Annotated in this window: 13 protein-coding genes; 3 read left to right on the top strand and 10 right to left on the bottom strand. The window is 52.7% G+C overall.

From position 1 onward, the window contains the following. Nucleotides 1–532: 532 nt before the first annotated feature. From LKH74_RS08830 to LKH74_RS08795, 8 genes are all read right to left on the bottom strand, one after another. Nucleotides 533–2,590, bottom strand: coding sequence for an LTA synthase family protein (locus tag LKH74_RS08830; RefSeq protein ID WP_287708288.1), 2,058 nt, complete (start codon nucleotides 2,588–2,590; stop codon nucleotides 533–535). 262 nt (nucleotides 2,591–2,852) lie between these two features. Continuing rightward, nucleotides 2,853–3,089 carry a YkuJ family protein gene (locus LKH74_RS08825; protein ID WP_125574787.1) on the bottom strand — a complete coding sequence of 79 codons (237 nt, stop codon included), beginning with the start codon at nucleotides 3,087–3,089 and terminating at the stop codon, nucleotides 2,853–2,855. Between the two features lie 77 nt (nucleotides 3,090–3,166). Then, nucleotides 3,167–4,213 carry a lysylphosphatidylglycerol synthase transmembrane domain-containing protein gene (locus LKH74_RS08820; RefSeq protein ID WP_135368994.1) on the bottom strand — a complete coding sequence of 349 codons (1,047 nt, stop codon included), beginning with the start codon at nucleotides 4,211–4,213 and terminating at the stop codon, nucleotides 3,167–3,169. Nucleotides 4,214–4,216: 3 nt separating this feature from the next. Then, nucleotides 4,217–5,239 (bottom strand): glycosyltransferase family 4 protein, encoded by a 1,023-nt coding sequence (locus tag LKH74_RS08815; protein ID WP_287708287.1) that lies wholly within the window; start codon nucleotides 5,237–5,239, stop codon nucleotides 4,217–4,219. 12 nt (nucleotides 5,240–5,251) lie between these two features. Beyond that, nucleotides 5,252–6,430, bottom strand: a complete 1,179-nt coding sequence (locus LKH74_RS08810) for a glycosyltransferase family 4 protein (RefSeq protein WP_287708286.1) — start codon at nucleotides 6,428–6,430, stop codon at nucleotides 5,252–5,254. A gap of 375 nt (nucleotides 6,431–6,805) precedes the next feature. Next, nucleotides 6,806–8,542 carry a phosphoenolpyruvate--protein phosphotransferase gene (gene ptsP / locus LKH74_RS08805; protein WP_287708285.1) on the bottom strand — a complete coding sequence of 579 codons (1,737 nt, stop codon included), beginning with the start codon at nucleotides 8,540–8,542 and terminating at the stop codon, nucleotides 6,806–6,808. Continuing rightward, complete coding sequence (locus tag LKH74_RS08800) at nucleotides 8,542–8,808, bottom strand: phosphocarrier protein HPr (RefSeq protein ID WP_125574792.1); 267 nt, start codon at nucleotides 8,806–8,808, stop codon at nucleotides 8,542–8,544. The genes ptsP and LKH74_RS08800 overlap by 1 nt, the downstream gene beginning before the upstream one ends. Before the next feature lie 164 nt (nucleotides 8,809–8,972). Continuing rightward, nucleotides 8,973–9,176 (bottom strand): hypothetical protein, encoded by a 204-nt coding sequence (locus LKH74_RS08795; RefSeq protein ID WP_287708284.1) that lies wholly within the window; start codon nucleotides 9,174–9,176, stop codon nucleotides 8,973–8,975. 740 nt (nucleotides 9,177–9,916) lie between these two features. Between LKH74_RS08795 and LKH74_RS08790 the strand changes: the two genes are divergently transcribed. Together LKH74_RS08790 and LKH74_RS08785 are read left to right on the top strand one after the other, a co-directional pair. Beyond that, nucleotides 9,917–12,166: an ATP-dependent Clp protease ATP-binding subunit gene (locus LKH74_RS08790; RefSeq protein WP_287708283.1), complete on the top strand. Its 2,250-nt coding sequence runs from the start codon at nucleotides 9,917–9,919 to the stop codon at nucleotides 12,164–12,166. A gap of 245 nt (nucleotides 12,167–12,411) precedes the next feature. Then, on the top strand, nucleotides 12,412–13,509 hold the full coding sequence (locus tag LKH74_RS08785; protein WP_287708282.1) for a MucBP domain-containing protein: 1,098 nt from the start codon (nucleotides 12,412–12,414) through the stop codon (nucleotides 13,507–13,509). 554 nt (nucleotides 13,510–14,063) lie between these two features. Here the strand turns inward: LKH74_RS08785 and LKH74_RS08780 are convergent. Together LKH74_RS08780 and LKH74_RS08775 are read right to left on the bottom strand one after the other, a co-directional pair. Next, nucleotides 14,064–16,670: a cation-translocating P-type ATPase gene (locus tag LKH74_RS08780; protein ID WP_434737633.1), complete on the bottom strand. Its 2,607-nt coding sequence runs from the start codon at nucleotides 16,668–16,670 to the stop codon at nucleotides 14,064–14,066. A 505-nt stretch (nucleotides 16,671–17,175) separates the two neighbouring features. Next, a complete protein-coding gene (locus LKH74_RS08775) occupies nucleotides 17,176–18,609 on the bottom strand; it encodes a C69 family dipeptidase (RefSeq protein WP_287708281.1) in 1,434 nt (477 codons plus the stop codon). A 230-nt stretch (nucleotides 18,610–18,839) separates the two neighbouring features. Between LKH74_RS08775 and LKH74_RS08770 the strand changes: the two genes are divergently transcribed. Beyond that, nucleotides 18,840–20,195 carry an FAD-dependent oxidoreductase gene (locus LKH74_RS08770; protein WP_287708280.1) on the top strand — a complete coding sequence of 452 codons (1,356 nt, stop codon included), beginning with the start codon at nucleotides 18,840–18,842 and terminating at the stop codon, nucleotides 20,193–20,195. Nucleotides 20,196–20,310 lie beyond the last annotated feature (115 nt).

Raw genomic sequence — 20,310 nt, 5'->3', positions numbered from 1 at the left:
TTGATACCAAGTATCAAACCGCCCTACACATATTTGGTTTGTCGAAACAATGTTCAGTTTTCAAAGGTCTACCAAGTTATCAGAGAAGCAATCGCTCCGTGACAACTTTTAAAGTATATCATGTTGTCAAAATCATGTCAACCAATTTTTAAACATCTTTTTGAATAAATATTGATGTTTGCTGCAACTAATTGAATAAATATTCTTTAACAACGATTACTACTATATCAAGAATTGCTAAGACCGTCAAGCCTTTTTTTCAATTTCTTGAATCTCGATTCATCGTTGTCGCCGTAACGCTCGTTTGCGTATTTGACAACAAAAAATAGTTTACCAATATCCACGGCTCCGGTCAAGGGGAAAATGAATATTTACTGAAATTATTTTCAGCCGGATGACACAATATTCATCAGCACCCCGCAAAAAGCCCGCGGAAATGGTCTTCAAGCGGTCTACCTTCACACCGTGCGTCCCCTAAAAATAGCAAAGACCCCGCTCACACCTTCTATCGTGTGAGCGGGGTCTGATAATACTACTTCAATTCTGGTGCATCTGTCTTATAGGTGGTCGTCTTGTTGTGGTTCTTCACCAACGCACTGGTCTTTTCCGTTTTTTCCGCCTCAGCGAGCTTTTCCATCGCTGGTTTGTACTTATAGGTAAAGTCAGTCTTATCCACCTTCTTGAAGCCCTTCGGCTTGTAGAAACGCAGTAAATCCCCATAAATGACCCGATCAGACAACGAGAGTTCCGTGGTAACGTGGTTTTGCATCTGCGCCACGACCTTCTTTTGGGCCGCCGTCAGTTTCAGGACCTTTCCCGTCTGGGTATCGTAGACGGTCCCACCGATCTTGGTATACTTCGGCGAGACAAAGTTGCCATTTCTAAAGGCGACCGTTTGATTGCGGTCCTTAGCCAAGAGGTCTTGCCCAAATTGGACCGTATCCGTGTTCTTGACCCCTAACAGGTCTAGCAACGTCGGTAACACATCGATCTCGCCCCCGTACGTGTGCTTAATGCCACCCTTGAGTCCCGTCGCATGAATCATGAACGGCACCTTCTGAAATTGGGCCAAGTCGAAACTAGTGACCTTGTCCTTGCCTAACAGCTGGGCAATCGCTGGCCGGTGGTTATTGGAGATCCCGTAGTGGTCCCCATAGGCCACGATGACACTGTTCTTGTACAGGCCGACCTTCTTCAGGTAGGTCAAGAATTCCGCAAAGGCCTGATCCAGGTAGTGGGCTGTCTGAACGTATGGGTCCACGGTCTTATCCCCGGTCTTGGTGGCTGGGAAGTCTGTGTTCTTCTTATCTAACTCATACGGGTAGTGGTTGGTCAGCGTGATCAATTTCGCATAGAACGGTTGTGGCAACTGTTCGATGTACTTGGCTGACTGTTCGAAGAAGATCTTATCCTTCAGCCCATAGCCGATGCTATAACCCGACTTCTCTTTATAGTAGCTAGAACTAAAGAAGTATTGGTACCCCCACGACTTGTAGGTGTTGTCCCGGTTCCAGAAGCTCGGGACATCCCCATGGAATGCCGCCGAAGTGTAACCTGCCTCTTGGCTCAGGATCGCCGGTGCAGCCTGGAACGTGTTTTGGGTCCCGTAGGTCGTCATTGCTGACCCTTGGGGCAACCCAAACAGCGAGTTTTCCAGCATCATTTCGGCGTCAGACGTCTTCCCTTGGGCCACTTGGTTATAGAAGTTGTCGAACGACAAGGTGTTCTGGTTATGGTAGAACTTGTTGAGGGTCGGCGTCACTTCCTTACCATCGACCTTATAGTCGATCAGGAATTGCTGGAAGCTTTCCAGGTGAATGATGAAGACGTTCTTGCCCTTTTCCTTGCCATAGTACGACACGTTCGGGCTGACCCGATTTTGCTTCAGGTATTTCAGCACACTCTTCATATCACTGGCATTGGCACTGGCCCGCGTGGCGCTTTCCTTTTGCGTCTGATACGCGTTAAACGCCGCGTACTCGTTCAGCCCCATGTATTTAACAATGTAGTTATTGTCAAAGGTCCGCGTCAACAAGCCGGACCGGTCCGCGTTAGCCATGCCAAATTCGGCAAACATCAGGCCAAACGACAATACGGTGATTGCAAAGGCGTACCGCCGCTTAAACGGCCGCGGGTCGATCCGAATCACGTGGGTCACTAGCAGGATGATCAGGATCACGATATCGATATAGACAAAAAAATCATAGACATGGGTGATCTGTGCCAGGCTTTTGCCCAGGTTATTGCCCACATCACTGGAGCCCTTCATGATCCCGAAGGACAGAAAGTCTGAAAATTCACGATAGTACAAGACGTTCGCAAAGATCCAGGTCGATTCCAACACGTTGATGATCATCATCAGCCAGTAGGCCAGTCGACCCCGGAAGTAAAGTGCAATCCCAAAAACCAGCAGCGCTGCCGGCACCGGATTGATGAACAGTAGAAACTGCTGCACACTTCCTTTGGCTCCTAACGTAAATTCAGTTTGATAGGCAATGTAAGTCTTTGCCCAGAAGAGAACAATGGTTAACAGGAAAAAGCCCATGCGGGTATTGATCCAGTTCATGTTCCGTTTAAAAAAGTTCGCCATGAGACAGCCTCCACAAAGTAATTAACATCACTACAGTATAGCGGATATTAGCGGGTAATCAATCTGATTACAGAACCTTTGAAAAAATTCAAGTTTTAATCATAAAAACGTCACACCCACCGAACGGGGTTTGCCAGTGATTCCGTGCCCGCACTTGGGTCGAAAACGCCCAGGGGTAAGCCCATTTCTAGAAAGGGATGGGCCCAACCACCCCCATATTTTTCTAAAAAAAAACAAAACTATGGCACCCATAGTTTTGTGATTAGTTATCCGTCAGTAAATCAAATAATTCGATAGCCACTAAATCAATGTTATCAAACTCAAAGGTCGTTTCCGGATTATGTTCTGTTAACGTGTAAGTGTGGGTCAATTGGTTAAATACGACCGTTGCTTGTTCCACGCCTTCTTTTTCAAAACGACGGGGTTGTGGCTCGTCGGTAGCATCCTCTTGCATCGCCTTCAAGCGATTAATGATGCCAATCAGTTGAGATTCTTCCATGGTTGGTCCCCTTTCTAGCTTTCACTAATGATTTTACCAAACTTAGGCCACTATGGCACGCCCTAATCCAGAAAATCTCAATCATTTCCAGATTTCTGGCGTTGACTAGGGGTCTCATGGACCTTATCGGGACGAATCACCATGGCCACTAAGCCCGCCAGCATCCCCAGGTAATAGGTCAGCAGCCGCCACAAGATCATGGCCAACACCAACTTACTGTTCGACGAGATGTAGCTTCTAAAGATCATTTCAAAACTGTATTCCGCTCCCCCGGAACCACCGGGAATCGGAAAGAGGGAGATGACCATCACGATTAAGATGTGCAGACTCGTGACCATGACGATGTTGGCAGTGGTATACCCCAGCGCCAGCATGATAAAGTACGGAATCAGGTAGTAGAACATCAGCTGGAAAAAGGTAATCACAAAAACCCGCAGCATGAGTTTCCATTGCCCGCTGATTCGAACACTCTCCGCATAGAAGGAGTCGATTTTCCCATTGATGTTGGCTGCCATGCGGTCGAAGCGTTCGGCCTTCATGAACCACTTCATCGGCGTCAGGATGACCCCCACCAATTTCTTGGTAAACGCATGCCAAAACATCACCATCAACAGGCCAATGATGACGGCCAAGTGAATCGTGAACCCAAAGACCACCAGCCAGGCCAGCGCGTGGAGCTTGTCTTGAATGCTGTGAAAGCCGATGACCAGCGCAATTAAGAAGTTGATCACGATCATCGATTGATAGACCACAAACTTCATCAAGAGCACCGAACTGGCCTTCCCCGCATCCACGCCGGTTTGCATCAATGCAATCAGCTGAGCCGGTTGCCCACCGGAAGAAAACGGTGTGATGCCATTAAACAGCTGCTCGACCATGGGAATCCGCAGGGCATCCTTAAAGGTGAACCCGCTGATGCGATCGGAGATAAACACCTTAACGATCCAGGCTTCTAACCCCAGGTAAATGGCCATACACAAGATGGCCACCCCGAACCACCAGAAGTTGATATTCACAAAATCATTGACTAAAACAGAAAATTTAATGTCACGTAGGGAGTACGCGAAGATGGCGATCCCCAACAGAAACATTAAGGCTAAGACCCATTTATTTCGTCGTGACATCCCTTACCCCTCTTTTGCTTGTTGCGTGTAGAACGCCCGCCAAATCGTCGCCAGGTGTTCTTCGGAGTAACGCTCAGCCGCGGCCAGACTCTTTTGCCGCAGTTCAGCCAGCGCGGCGGTGTCGTGCGGCAAGCGTTTGAGTTGCGCATCCATTTCCGCATAGTCCTTGGCCGGTTGGTAGTCCCCCGCAATAATGGCCTGATACAGGTCCAAATCACGTAACAAGACGGGCGTCCCGGTACTAAAGGCTTCTAGCACTGACATGGGGAACAACTCGTTAAATGACGGCAATAAGAACAGGTCTGCCAGATCATAGTAATCCACCAACTTGTCGCGGTCCACGATCCCCGGGAAGCTTAAATTGGCCGGCGGGTCATCGACGACTTTCTTGAGTTCGGCATAGCCATCCGTCATCCGGCCAAAGGAAAAACCCCCGGCCCAAATAAATTGCAAGTCCGGATTGTTGCGAGCTAATTTGATAAAATCAAACAACCCCTTGCGTTCCTGAATCTGGCCAATGCCCAAAATCGTGAAGCGGTGCGCGTCGTAGTGATACTGGTGGCGCAACGCCAGCTTTTGGTCGGCATCGACCGGATAGAATTCCGTACGACTCACAAAGTTGGGAATATAGGTCACCTTATCGGCCGGAATCCCGACTGCTTCCAGCTTGGGAATAAAGGTCGGGTTGACCACCACGATGTGATCCATACGTTTATAGAAAGCAATCACGTATTTGTAAAAAATCGCCCGGAACGGTTGAGGGATCTTGAGACTCCCCTCCAAGGTCTCGGGCAAGAAGTGGACGTAGCCAATCTTGCGCCCACGATGGGGCAGAAACGTCGACAGGTAGTAGGAAAAATTGATCGTGTGGTAATGGGTCAAGTCGACTCGGCGATAGCTGTTCACCGACACGTCGAAGTCTTGGTCCAACCGTGTCGCCAGTAAATTCATGAGTTCGTTGTAGGCACTCCCCACACCCTGACCCTTGACGGAATCAGCCGCAGAAAACATGTTGATTTTTAACATTCAATAACTCCTCTAATCACTAAAATCCGGGGTATCCTCGTGCGACTGCTCGTAGCTCGCCTGGGCATCTTGATAAAACTCAATGATGTGTTGGCCAAACGTATCCGCGGAAATCTCCGCCAATTTGCGCGCCAGCAGGTCCGGATCCTGCTCTTCATCCCCGTGTAGCAGGTAATCCACGACATTGGTCACCATCTCATCTTGGGTCGTAAACGTGACCCCCAGTGTCCGGCTCGACAGTAACTCGTCGGTGTACGGGCTGGTCATGACCACGATCTTGGTTCCGGCCGCCATGGCTTCGATGTACGTCAACCCCTGGGATTCGGAATCCGAGGACGACAAAAAGACGTTAGCCATGTGATAGTAACGAAAGACCTCATCGTTGTTGACCTCACCGGTAAAGGTAATGTGGTCGTTGTACCCCGATGCCTGAGCTTGCGCCTCCAGGTCTTCTTTGGCCGGACCATCCCCCACGATCAGGAGCTGGGCATTGGGCACTTGTTCCAAGATACGGCCCAGTGCCGTGATGCTGGCCTTGATATTTTTCTCATAAGCCAACCGACTCAGCGACAAGATGACCGGGGTGTCCGGGGCATAGCCCAGCTGCCGGCGCAAATTGGCCGTGTCGGGTTGCTCATATTGGTGCAAGTTGACCCCGGTCGGAATTACCCGGATCGGCGCCTTGACGCCATAATCCGTCAAGGTCGTCAGCACCCGATCACTAGGCGCCACCACGCCAGTTAAGTGATAACAAAACGCCAATGTCCCCTGTTTAACGTGAACGGGCTTTAAGATCTTCCCGTTGGCCACGTAATGCAAATAGTCTTCATACATGGTGTGGTAAGTGTGCAGACACGGAATCTCCAGATTGCGGGCCACAAACTTACCGATCCACCCCATCGAAAATTCCGTTTGGGTGTGGACCACGTCCAGATTCAACTCCTTAGCGATCTGGTAGGCCTGAAACAGTCCCCGTACCGCGATACGGCGGTCCGTAAACGACACGAACGGAATACTCGAGAACCGAAACACGTTGCGTTCATACACGTTCTTCTCCACGTGTGGATCAGTGGTCGTGAAAATGTAGACTTGGTGCCCCTGTTTTTCCAATTGATCTCGCAGCGTCTTAATGGACGTCGCGACCCCACTCACTTGAGGGAAATAGGTATCCGTAAATATGCCAATGTTCATTGCCAATCCCCCTTGCGTCTTGTGTTTTGGCTAAATAGTCAGGTACTACGCATTTTACAATCATCATAATTATATGGGTTTGCCTAGGTGATTGCAAACTACAACGGCAGTTGCGGGCAAATTAATTGTTGCACATTGCGACTACAGTGGTAAGTGGAACTGGCCGCCTTACCGTCCGCCCAGCAAGCCTCACCTCAGACTGACGTAGGTTCCTGATTTCACCACCCCTTCCCCCACCATAAAAAATAAGAGCCTGGGACAGACCTCCCAGGCTCTTCGTGCTACCCTTACATAGCTGAAACGTGCGCCAAAAGACAGCCGGTTCCGCTTAAGGCTGCTAATCGCCTTTTTGCACACTCTTTTAATTTTTCTATATTAATCCGTTTGATTCAACACATCAGGCACCGCCGCTTGGACCATCGTCACGACCTCCTGGCTAGTGCTGGCTGAGTTTAAGACCGTCTCAACGAGAGATTGGAGTTCCTTGGCGTTTAGCTGACTGATCAGCTGTCGTGTCCTTAGGATCGACCCCGCGCCCATGGAAAACTCGTCTAAGCCCATCCCCAATAGCAGGGGCACCGCAATCGGGTCGCCGGCCATTTCGCCGCACATCGCCACAGGAATCCCCGCCGCGTGACCGGCCGTGATGATCCGGTCGACCAACCGCAAAATCGCAGGATGGTACGGCTGGTACAGGTACCCCACGTCTTGGTTCGTGCGATCCGCGGCCATCGTGTAGCCAATCAGGTCGTTGGTCCCAATGCTCATGAAGTCGACCTCTTGGGCAAACCGGTCCGCCAGCATTGCCGCCGCGGGGACCTCGACCATCATGCCCACTTTCACTTTCCCCATGGGCACCTTGGCCGCGGTCAGTTTGGTCCGCTCATCATCATAAATGGCCTTGGCTTGGCGCAACTCGTCTAGCGTGGCAATCATTGGAAACATGATCCGCAGATTCCCAAAAGCCGAGGCCCGCAACAAGGCCCGTAGCTGACTACGGAAGATGTTTTGGTGCGCCAAGCTCTGCCGAATCGCTCGGGCTCCCAAGAAGGGGTTGGCTTCCGGCTTTTGCTTCAGATACGGCAACGGCTTATCGCCCCCGATATCGAGCGTCCGAATCACCACCGGTCGCGGCGCTAAGGATTGAACGACCCGGCGATAAGCCACGAACTGTTCATCTTCCGTGGGGAGCTGATCGCTATCCATGTAGAGAAACTCCGTGCGCATGAGGCCAATTGCCTCCGCCCCATTCTGTAAAATATTGGGGAGATCATTGACCGTGCCGACGTTAGCCGCCAACACCACCCCCATGCCATCTTGACTGGTCGTGGTGTGATGCCGCAACGTCGCGAGCCGTTTCATGTTCGCCGTGCGGTCCTGCATGGCTTGCTTGGCCATCGCCAGCTCCGGCTTGGTCGGTTCACTGATGACCGTGCCGCGCGAGCCGTTAACGATGACCGTCGCCCCCTCCTGTAACTCAGTCGTCGCCGATTGGGTCCCCACGACTGCGGGGATATTCAACGACCGCGCTAAGATCGACGAGTGGGACGTCCGGCCACCCAGGTCCGTGACGAACCCCAGGATGTACTTGGCATCGACCGAAACCGTGTCGCTGGGAATCAGGTCATGGGTGACCACAACCACGGGTTCCTTCAGTAACGCCAGGTCAGGCAAGCGCACCCCGAGCAAATGGGCCGTGAGTCGCTTAGTCACGTCATGCAAATCACTGACACGTTCTTGCATATACGTACTGGTCAGGGCCTTTAATTTGGTCTCGTAAGTCGCCGCTACACCGGCCAACGCCACTTCGGCATTGATGTGTTCGGTCTTGATTTGGGTTTCAATGGCCCCAATGAATTCCGGGTCCTGGAGCATCTCAATGTGGGCACTAAAAACCTGGGCACTATCAGCGCCCAGGTTTTTAGTTGCTCGAGTTTTAATCGTCTCGACTTCTGAGACGGCTGCTTCAAGGGCCTGATGGAATCGATTTAATTCGTAATCAAGATTAGTGATTGACCGTCTTTTAACGCGCAGGTCTGGTTCAACAAACCGGTAAACCCGGCCGCAAGCCACCCCATCACTGGCGGCAATTCCCTTGAGCATCGCTCTCATTAGTCAGATAAACCCTCTTTTTTCAACGTTTCAGCCACTGCCTTCATGGCATCTGCTTCATCGTCGCCGTCAGTCGTGATGGTGATGCTGGCGTTTTGGCCAACACCTAAGGACATAACGCCCATGATGGACTTCAAGTTAACGGACTTGTCTTGGTATTGTAAGCTAACTTCTGAGTTGAACTTGCTAGCAGCCTGTACTAATAACGTTGCTGGACGGGCGTGGATACCAGTTTCTGCAGTGACACGAAATTCGCGTTTTTCCATAATTGATCGATCTCCTTTAAGCTTAGGTTGATTTCTTGCCGAACGTGACTCACCTCGACCTTGCGCATGGGTCAAACAACCATTTTGTGAGTTACGCCTACCTTCTAAGAATATCAATCTCAACCCCAAATTACAAGCATTCATGAACCGCTTACATCAAATAATCATGATTCAGCATCATTTTTGCCGCCATCATCGTAACGGTAGATGAGCTTGCCCCCCTTGTGGGCTTGACCCACGACCCGTTTTCGGGTTTCAAAGGCCATGAAGGCTTTTTGAAAGGCGGGAAATTCTTCCGGGGTCACTTCAAATTCATCCAGTTCCTTATTCTTGAGCTGATTCATCAGCGCGGTAAAATCTTTTGCCAATTTTTTCTGCCTCCTCTTTAGCATCATCTGAAAATAGCCAACATGGGCTCAAGCGACCATCTGGACGTTCGCCGGCTGACCACCTTCGCTCCGCTGACCTAAGACTTCCAGTATACCCGGTTTTACCCGGTCACACCACTCTTTCATCTTAACACCGCTGAAGGGTGAAAGGCGAAAATCAACTGGAACTATGATGATCATGCGACTCATGGCGTCAAAAGTAGTCGCTTTCAGCCTTACAATGTGGACTGGCCGCCTACCGTTCGCCAATTTTAGGTGTCAGAACACAGCTGTTACGGCAACCAACGCATTAACTTTAGCTTCAACTTCTAGTTAACATCGTTAGTAAGGTCGCCAACCCTTAAACCATTCAGCCGCAACGCTATCGGCTGCGCCAAGGTTGGTGGCCGCCCCTACGCCGGTCCGCGGCAATTTTTCGCCACCAACGGCCCCCACTCCCCGGGGAACCTGCCAACCATTGACCGCCCAAAAGTACCCCGTTTTGCAAGATTTGGCCGTTTTCAAGTGGTGATTTTAGCATTCTACCTAGGAGAGTGCTAGAATGAAAATGTTCGCTGGAGATGCCCCACTTTGCACCGCTTGTGCCCCGAAACAAATTACTTGCACGGGGACGCGAACGCGGTATAATGTGGTCAATGGTCAAGAAAGGTCAAACCCTTTCGAACGGACCTGCGTGGGGAGCTCCCACGAGAATTCCAGGCAAGAAAGGAGACGACAAGATGCTATGTCAAAATTGCCACCGCAATGAAGCAACGATTCACCTGTACATGAGCGTGAACGGGCAGCGGCAACAAGTTGACCTATGCCAAAATTGTTACCAACTGCTTAAGCAGCAACAAAACGATTCTGGAAATGGAGGTGGCCGTATGGCACAAGATCCATTCGGCTTTGGCAACCTGGATGATATTTTCCGGGCAATGCAAGGCGGCAACGGCAATGAACAAGCTGACTACCGGCAATCCGGTGCGCAGCCTGGTCAACCGACCCAACCGACCGGCAACAACGGCGGTAAGGGCAATGGCCTACTCAGTCAGTACGGCTTGAACCTGACCCAGCTGGCAAAGGACGGTAAGGTTGATCCCGTCATTGGTCGGGACAAGGAGACGGCTCAAGTCATCGAAATTCTCAACCGCCGGACCAAGAACAACCCCGTTTTGATTGGGGAAGCCGGTGTTGGGAAGACGGCCGTCATCGAAGGCCTTGCGGAACGCATTGTTGAAGGCAACGTTCCTGAAAAATTAGCCAACAAGCAAATTATTCGGTTGGACGTGGTCTCTTTGGTTCAAGGAACCGGGATCCGCGGGCAATTTGAACAACGGATGCAACAACTGATGAAGGAAGTCCAGAGTAATCCGGACATCATCCTCTTCATTGACGAAATCCATGAAATCATGGGTGCCGGCAACGCTGAAGGTGGTATGGACGCGGGTAACGTCTTGAAGCCCGCTTTGGCACGGGGTGACTTCCAACTCATCGGGGCCACGACTTTAAATGAATACAGAGATATTGAAAAGGACCAAGCCCTCGCCCGGCGGTTCCAACCGGTCACGGTCGACGAACCGAGCGCTGATGAAGCCATCAAGATTTTACAAGGCATCCAAAAGAAGTACGAAGATTACCACCACGTTCACTACACGGATGACGCCATTGAGGCGGCCGTGCGGTTGTCCGATCGTTACATCCAAGACCGGTTCTTACCTGACAAGGCCATTGACCTGTTGGATGAAGCCGGCTCACGGAAGAATTTGACGATCAACGTGGCTGATCCTAAGGCCATTGATGAAAAGATCAAGAGTGCTGAGGACCAAAAGCAGGCCGCTTTGAAGCAGGAAGACTACGAAAAAGCCGCCTACTACCGTGATCAAGTCAACAAGTTAGAAAAGTCTAAGGAAGACGCCAAGAACGCTGATCAAAACCAGTCGGCAACGGTCACCGTTAAAGACATGCAAGACATCGTCGAAGAAAAGACGTCTATCCCAGTTGGGGAACTGGCAGCTAAGGAACAACATCAACTGCAAAGCCTCCCAACAGATTTGGAAAAGCACGTCATCGGTCAAAACGAGGCCGTGGACAAGGTTGCCCGGGCCATTCGCCGGAACCGCATTGGGTTAAACGGCACGGGCCGGCCAATCGGGTCCTTCCTCTTCGTTGGTCCTACTGGTGTCGGGAAGACGGAATTAGCCAAGCAATTGGCCAATGAACTCTTCGGCTCCCAGGAGGCTATGATTCGCTTTGACATGTCTGAATACATGGAACCACATTCCATTTCTAAGTTGATCGGGTCACCACCTGGCTATGTCGGCTATGAAGAAGCTGGCCAATTGACGGAACAAGTTCGTCGCCACCCATACACCTTGGTTCTGCTGGACGAAATTGAAAAGGCCCACCCCGACGTCATGAATATGTTCTTACAAATTCTGGACGACGGTCGTCTGACCGATTCTCAAGGACGGACAGTTTCCTTCAAGGATACGCTGATCATCATGACCAGTAACGCCGGGACCGGTGACGCCGAAGCCAACGTTGGGTTCGGGGCTGCCGCTGAAGGCAAGACGCACTCTGTTCTGGGTAACTTAACCAACTACTTCAAGCCAGAATTCTTAAACCGGTTTGACGATATCATCGAATTCAATGCCTTGAGCAAGGAAAACTTGATGCACATCGTTGACTTAATGATTGGTGACGTCAACCAGATGTTAGCCGCTCAAGGGCTGCACATCCACGTCACAGAACCAGTTGAGGAACAGCTTGTGACTAAGGGCTACAATCCAGCCATGGGGGCTCGGCCATTACGGCGGGTCATCCAAGAAGAGATTGAAGATCGGATTGCCGACTTCTACCTGGATCACGCGGACGTCAAGAATCTCGTGGCCAAGATCGAAGACGGTAAGATCGTCTTAGCTGCTGACAACGAAGCCAACCAGGCCGACGCTGCCGCATCCAAGACGGACGATACCAATACGAAATAAGCGTGATGAAACGGCAGCTGCCTGTGGGCGGTTGCCGTTTTTGTTTGTCTCTAACTTTGGTAGGAGGTGTCCCCCAGAGCAGGCGGACCCCCTGGCAGCCGCAGGTAACTGGTTTGGCGACCAGCCCCACCCCTATTCCCAACAACTTTTTTACCTGTCATGGAAGCGTTTTGCAATTAGGGTCTGCAATCGGGCTGCAGAATGCGGTATACTGGTTTTAACGAAACTTCTGGAGGTGAAAGGACATGGCTTTTTTTGACTGGTTACGGCGGGTGATCGAACCGGCGCGACCGCCGAAACATCGACCGCGGCACGCACAACGCCGGGCGGCCCCGGTGACGCCACCTGACGCACCCGTGACGCCACCGACCACTCCGGCGCCTTTGACCCCCACGCCGCAACCCGTGTCCCCGACACCTCAGCCGACACCGGCCATAACCACCCAGCCGCCGGTTACCGCCACCTTAGTGGTTCGGCTAGTCGATGACCAAGACCGACCGCTACAACCAGCACTGGTGCTTACCGGAAAGCTCCATCACACCGTGCGTTTTCGCTTTCCGGAGATCCCGGGGTACGCTTTACGCGACGTCCACGGCTTCACGCAGACCTATCTCAGCGAATACGGCCTGACGACTTTGGTCTACGTGCGCCACTGGGGCCAGCCCATCATCAGCTACCTGGTGGATTACGATACCGGTCGGCTCTTACAGCTACCTTCGATTTTACGAGGACGCTTAGGCACGCCCTTTTCACTGACCCCACCGCCCGTGACCAACTACCACATTTTCCAGGCTCAAGGTCAGCAACGTGGCACCTTTACCGACCAACCTGGCCAAGTGGTCTACTACTACCGGCGCGATTCCTGGCAAACGGTTCAGCGCGTTCACCAATTTGTCTTCTTGCAAAGCGACCACCAAGTCTACGACGAACCCAACGGTCGGGCGTACGGCTACCAATTTCCAACCGACTCACTCTGGCGCCTGTTCATGGTCATCACCCTGACCAACGGCGATGAGTGGTACAACCTCGGTGGTGAACAGTGGCTCCGGGCCCAAGAGACCGTCCGCCGCGACCACCAATTCATTGACCTGCATTTGCCAGCACCTGCCAAATGGCACCCTCAAGCCTTTGCCCGCATCGGCACGGTGGATTACATCCCCCATCAAGCGGTGTCCATCTATCGTGAACCATACGGCGAAACGGCTGGCCAGCTGAAACACGGTGAAGCCTTGGATATCCGCGGTCGCGTCGTGGATGACCAGCAGCTGGTCTGGTACCAGATTGGCCCGGCTGCCTACATCAATGCGCGTTACGTACGGTTGGCGCCCATTGCTTACGCCTAACTGAAGGTTCCGAAACTATTGTCATTACGCAACTCCTGGCGTCAAAATAGTCGTTTACAGCCTCACAATGCGAACTGGCCGCCTACCGTTCGCCAAATATGGGTTGGAACGCTGGGGCGGACGGGTCGAGCCAAAGGACGGTCTCGACGCCTCGCTTTGAGCCGAGAAACACGTCTCAAAGACGCCAGTTGTCTAAGCGGCATGAACCGCGCCACTAAGACAACTCCCACGGCTGAACCCATATTTGGCGAACTCTCGGCTAAGGTAGTGCTTGCCAGCAACAGTTGCCTTAACCCCAGATAGGTGCTGCATTGATGAAGGCAGCCGTCCCGGAAGACCACTCCTCAGGGTAGAGATGTTCCCAGAGCAGGCCCCGCCCTAGCCTGACGCAGGCGCCTGGTTTCCCCAATTTTAGGTGTCGGAACACCGTCATTACGGCAATCAGCACGTTAATGTTACTTTCAACCTTCAACACCTAAATCAACCCATACAAAAACGGTGTCTCCCACCTCGGGACGACACCGTTTTTTTGATAACCGTTCACTTTGCTAGCCCTAGTCAGTTTCTACTAGCCAATTTTGCGTGTCACGCCGCTGCCAGCGCTTGGCAATCTCCAAGACCAGCGTCGGTAAGAACATCGCCGGAATCACAATCAGCCAAGCCACTGCTGGTAAGCTCACGAGGCCAAACATTCCCTGCAGGCCCGGTACCGTGGCAATCGCCAGGACCAAGGCAATCGCGAGTAACATGGAAACGTTCAGCGTCGGATTCCGTCGTAGACTTTGCCGTGTCAACGGTTGACGGTCCTTGATGGCGTAAATGTCGATCATCGACCCCACCGCCAGCACCAAGAAGACCATCGTCATGCCTAGTGTGGCTTGCCCGTTAGATAAACCGAAGCGTCCCAGCGCATAGATACCCAGCGTCAGTACGGTAAAGGTCACGGCCCGCACAGCCAAACGGCCACCGAGTCCCCGGGCAAACAGGCTCTCGTCGTTGGCCACCGGGGGTTGGGCCATGGCTTCTTTTTCACCCGGCTCGCGGGAAATGTAGAAGCCTGGAATGCCGTCGGCTAACACGTTGATCAATAGGAGCTGCTCCGCCAGTAACGGTGCGCCCCAGCCCATGAGCACGGCGCCGACCATCAGGAAGATTTGAGCGAAGTTGACCCCCACCAGAAATTCCACGGCCTTTAAGATGTTTTGGTACACCGTCCGGCCTTCACGCACCGCCGCAATGATCGTGGCAAAATTGTCGTCCGTTAAGACCATGTCGGCCGCCCCCTTTGAGACTTCCGTACCGGTGATGCCCATCGCAATGCCCACGTCAGCCGCCTTTAGGGCCGGCGCATCGTTGACCCCATCACCCGTCATCGCCACCGTCTTGCCGGCGCGTTGCCAGGCCTGGACGATGCGAATCTTGTCCGTCGGTGACACCCGAGCGTAGACCGCAATGTCGGCGATCTGGTCGTCGAGCTGGGCATCCGTCAGTGTCCGTAATTCGTCACCCGACATAACCAACTGTCCCGGCGTCAACAGGCCAATTTCCTTGGCAATGGCCTCGGCCGTCACCATGTGGTCTCCCGTGATCATGACGGGTTTGATCCCGGCACGTTTCGCCTCACGAATGGCCGGAATCACTTCTGGCCGCGGTGGGTCAATGATGCCGACCAGCCCCGCGAATTTCAGCCCTTGCGTCAGTTCCGCCCAGTCGTGCGTCTGCGTGGCTGGCATGACCCGGTAGCCCACCGATAGGACCCGCAAGGCTTGTTGGCCGAAACTGTCGTGCATGGCCTGTGCTTGGGCCAACTGACCCGTTTCCCAGGCAATTGGTAGTCGGTCAAAGGCCCCCTTCACGATGACCAACTGCTGGCCATCGGAGAGCCGGTGAATCGTCGCCATGGTCTTTTTGGTAGAGTCGAAAGGATCTTCGGCCAACCGGGGCGCTTGTTTTTCAAATGCTTGCCGGCTCCGGTCGTGTTGCTTGAGCCAACGCACGATGGCCAGTTCCGTGGGGTCACCCATCGTTTCTTCTTGACCATCAACCAGTTGGATCTCCGCATTAGTGGCCAATCCCAGGTAGCGCATCAGCTGCTCACCCGCCGGCGACAAGTCTTCGGCCGCCAAGGCATTTTGCGTGTTGGGGGTCCAGTAACGCGTGATGGTCATCTGGTTTTGCGTCAACGTCCCCGTCTTGTCGGAAGCAATCACGTCCACGCCGCCAATGGTTTCTACCGCATTGACCCGCCGCATGATGGCATTGCGCTTAGCCATGCGCTTCACGCCGTGGGCCAAACTAATGGTCACGATGATTGGCAACGTTTCCGGCACCGCCGCCACGGCCAGGGAAATCCCAATCATGAGACTGTCGGCTAGGCCTTGATTTTGCATCCAAATGCTCAAAGCAAAGATCACCAGGCCACCGAGCACGGCAAAGGCCGTCAGCCAACCGGATAGGCGGTTCAACCGCCCTTGAAGTGGCGTGGCCCGTTTCTTAGTCTTGTTCAACAGCCCCGCGATTTGGCCCAATTCTGTAGCCATTCCGGTCGTCACGACCTGGATGATTGCCGTCCCGCCCGTCACCGCCGTTCCGGAGAAGACCTGTTGTGTTTCTGCCGCAGCCGTGGGGTCCGTCAGTTTTTCCTTAGCCACCGGCACACTTTCCCCCGTCAAAACGGCTTCGTCGACGGTCAAATTGGTGCTCTGGAGTACGACCCCATCGGCCGGCACCTGGTCCCCCGCCTTTAAGAGCACCAGGTCACCTGGCACCACGTCTTTAGCGGGTAGTGTCTGCGCAATATCGTCCCGGCGCACCGTCGTCGTGGGCAGGCTCATGGATTGTAAGGCAGCCAAAGCCTTTTCCGCCGAGGCTTCTTGGTACAACCCAATGATCACGTTGATGACCAAGATGGACCCGATCACAATCGTCTTGGTCCAGCCGCCCCCTTGAAATAGGGCCATGTAACTGGCCAGCCCCACCGCAAACAGTAAAACCAATGAGGACACGTCGCTTAAATGCCGCACCACTTGCCGCCACAACGCCGGTTTCTTCGCAGCCACCAGTTGGTTCGCGCCAAACTGGTCCAGACGTTCCTGCGCCTGGCGAGCCGTCAAGCCCTGCTGCGCTGTTAAGTGAATTTTCGTCATCTCTTTTCTCTTCATGTTATTTTCCTCCGTTATATAAATGAGTCATCATATCAATTACCGTATACTTATTATTACGAAAAGTTTTGTATAGAATTTGGGAAATTTGTGAAGATTTCTGGAGACTTGCAGTGGTCCATACCAAAAAGCGCTACCGTTCGGCCATCGTGGCTTCGCAGTAGCGCTAAATTTATTTGATTAAACGAGTTGTTCTTGGCGACACTGCCCGTACTGGCACCTTGCCGTTCACTGGCGGTAGTCATCACTTACTAAAGGATAACCGCAGCCAGTGACCACTAGTAGCAATTTGTGCCAACTTTCTGACAACGGTCTCCGGTTCACTTTGAAAGCTAGCCAAGCTTGGCCAGTCCATGCTGTTGGTTGACCCGAAATTTCCGCAACACTGTCATACAATTGGCTGGCCACAACAATCGTTTTGACCGCCACCACCGGAGCCGATAGTTCGACAAGGCGGTCAGGCTTCACTATGCCGCAGGCGACGAGACCCCACCATCAGTACTGACTACAGGTTCTTGTCCATGTTGAAGGTCAGGCGAGACAGCGTCAGGCCCTTTTCAATCAGGTCGTTGGTCAGTTGCGTGGTGACCTTGCGCATGTCGGCGACGACTTGGTGATTTTGCTTCGTCAAGAAGGCCGTCAGCTCATCGCCGGACAAGGACTTGGCCTGTGCCAGTGTTTGTGCCACGTGAGCACGTAGGCTTTGCTTGGCCGCCGTGATGTAGTCCGTGTCCTGTTCAATGAACTGAACGTAGTGGGATTCCACGATCATGGACAGCTTGCGGTACATCCAGTAAGCACTGACGTCATCCAAGTGGACTGGCGTTTGGCTGTAAGAGGGATCGGTATCCGTGGCGTTAGCAAAGAACGGCACGTACGGACTGAAGGCTGGTACCCCGAAGTTCAACCAGAAAATGGCGGAGCTTTCGGCGGGCACGTCGTTGCGTAATTGCAGCACGTGTGAGTTTTGCGTCCGGTTCATGGAAATTGGCCGGAATTTCAGCTTATCCGCGTCATCCCCAGGGCCTAACGGATCGTACTTGGTTTCATTGTAGTGGGAGCTCAAAATGTATTCGACGTCTTCCACGCTGATCTTGTGACTGGTCCGGCAAATGAAAGGCAGGTCACTGGATTGGGGATCCTGTTCGATTTCCGGATTGAGCACGTGTTGGCCGAACCAGACCCGTGGCGTGTTGTAGTGCCGGTCTTTTTCGTTGTCGGTCCCAAAGATGTGCCGGAAGTTCCAACCGTCTTGGTCCGGGTTCAAGTGGTTGTCGGCCACGAATTCTTGAATGCCCTCTGAGAACATGAAGTTATCGGGATCATCAAAGCTGACCTGTTGGATGGCCACTTGGTTGGCGGTCACGGCATAGGCGTCATCGGGAATGCGTTGGGCAACCCAGTGATGGCCAGTGACGATTTCCATGTACCACACCTCATCGTGATCCGAGAAGAGCACGCCGTTACCTTCGGGTGAACCGTATTGCTTGATCAAATTGCCCAGGTAACGCACCCCATCACGGGCGGAGTTGATGTACGGCAGGACCATGGTCTGCAGTGAATCTTCGGCTAATCCATTTTCCACCAGGGGATCCAAGGCCAGCGGTGCGGGATTGCCGTAAACACTTTCGGTGGCACTCATGGCCACGTTCTTTTCGTTAAAGCCGCTTTCGGCATAGACCCCTTCCTTGTCGACTTCGACGTTAGGCGTTGCCAAGTAGCGGTAACCGTCACTCGGAATCGGCGCGGTGAAGCCGTTTTGATTGGAGACCCAGGTCCGCTCCGGTTGGTCGTGTTCGGCCGGGTGAACGTAGAACCGTTGTGGGGTCAGGGGTAAGAAGGTGTCATCGTTTCTGGCGATGAGTGTGGAGCCATCGACCGTGGCGTCCTTGCCGACTAAGACGGACGTGCAAGCCGAGAGATGCTTTGCGAATTTCATAATTAGTGGTCACTCCTTAATTTTTTCTACGACTCATATTTTACCGCTTTTCCCTACGCAAGACTAGTTTCGGCCCGAATCCGCGCGCATGACAAAATGGTAACACTTTCAAAAAAGTGTTGACATTTCAGATGAGTTGTCTAAAATAGAGTTGTATTCAATTGATAGGAATTTCACATAGACTAGTTTGTGAATTACCCTTCAAAAATTTTGTTTTGGGAGGCACCATCATGAAAGTCACAGTTGTTGGTTGTACACATGCAGGCACCTTTGCCATTAAGCAGATCTTAGCGGAACACCCCGATGCAGAAGTTACCGTCTACGAAAAGAACGATAACATCTCCTTCTTATCCTGTGGGATTGCTTTGTATCTCGGTGGAAAGGTTGCGGACCCCCAAGGTTTATTCTATTCCAGTCCTGAAGAGCTCCAGAGTCTAGGCGCCAATGTCCAAATGAATCACAATGTCTTGGACATTGATCCTGACCAAAAGACGGTCACCGTCGAGGACCTGAACACCCATGAGCAAACGACGGCCGCTTACGACAAGCTGGTCATGACCTCTGGTTCTTGGCCAATCGTCCCCAAGATTCCGGGCATCGACGGCGACCACGTCAAGCTGTGCAAGAACTGGAACCACGCCCAAACATTAATTGAAGAAGCCAAATCAGCTAAGCACATCACTGTGATTGGTGCCGGCTACATTGGTGCCGAACTGGCTGAGGCTTACTCCACCACCGGCCACGACGTCACGTTGATCGACGCGATGGACCGCGTGATGCCGAAATACTTTGACCCAGAATTCACGGACGTCATCGAGCAAGACTACCGCGACAACAACGTCCAGTTAGCCTTGGGTGAGACCGTGCAAAGCTTCACCGATACGGGCGATGGGGTCACCATCAAGACGGATAAGGGCAGCTACGACACCAACCTGGCCATCTTATGCATCGGCTTCCGGCCAAACACGGGCCTCTTAAAGGGCAAGGTCGACATGGCCCAAAACGGCGCCATCATTACCGATGACTATATGCGTTCCTCTAACCCTGATATTTTCGCTGCCGGTGACAGTGCCGCCGTGCACTACAACCCAACGCACCAAAATGCCTACATTCCGCTGGCCACCAATGCCGTTCGTCAAGGCATCTTAGTGGGCAAGAACCTGATCAAGCCAACCGTCAAGTACATGGGCACACAATCTTCTTCTGGGTTAGCCCTCTACGACCGGACCATCGTCTCAACTGGGTTGACCTTAGCCGCCGCTAAGCAACAAGGCATCCACGCCGAACAAGTTATCGTCAAGGACAACTACCGGCCAGAATTCATGCCAACGACCGAACCCGTCTTGATGTCACTGGTCTTCGACCCAGACAGTCGGCGGATCTTAGGTGGCGCATTGATGAGTCACTACGACGTTTCTCAATCCGCCAACACCCTGTCCGTCTGCATCCAAAACGAAAACACAATCGATGACTTGGCCATGGTCGACATGCTCTTCCAGCCAAACTTCGACCGGCCGTTCAACTACTTGAACATCTTGGCCCAAGCGGCGCAAGCCAAGGTCGCTAAGCTCCAACCGGCTGACTAAGCGATTGGTCTGGTGCTGACAGTCATGTGGTGATTACTGGCCGCCCTACCGTTCGCTAGAGATGGGTTGGAACGCTGAGGGCGGACGGGCCGAGCCAAGGACCGGTCTCGTCGCC

The sequence above is a fragment of the Levilactobacillus sp. genome (assembly GCF_022646225.1).
In the GTDB taxonomy this organism is placed as follows: Bacteria; Bacillota; Bacilli; order Lactobacillales; family Lactobacillaceae; genus Levilactobacillus; species Levilactobacillus suantsaiihabitans.
Note: the sequence above shows the minus strand (reverse complement) of the source record. Positions and strands in the feature narration are given on the sequence as shown.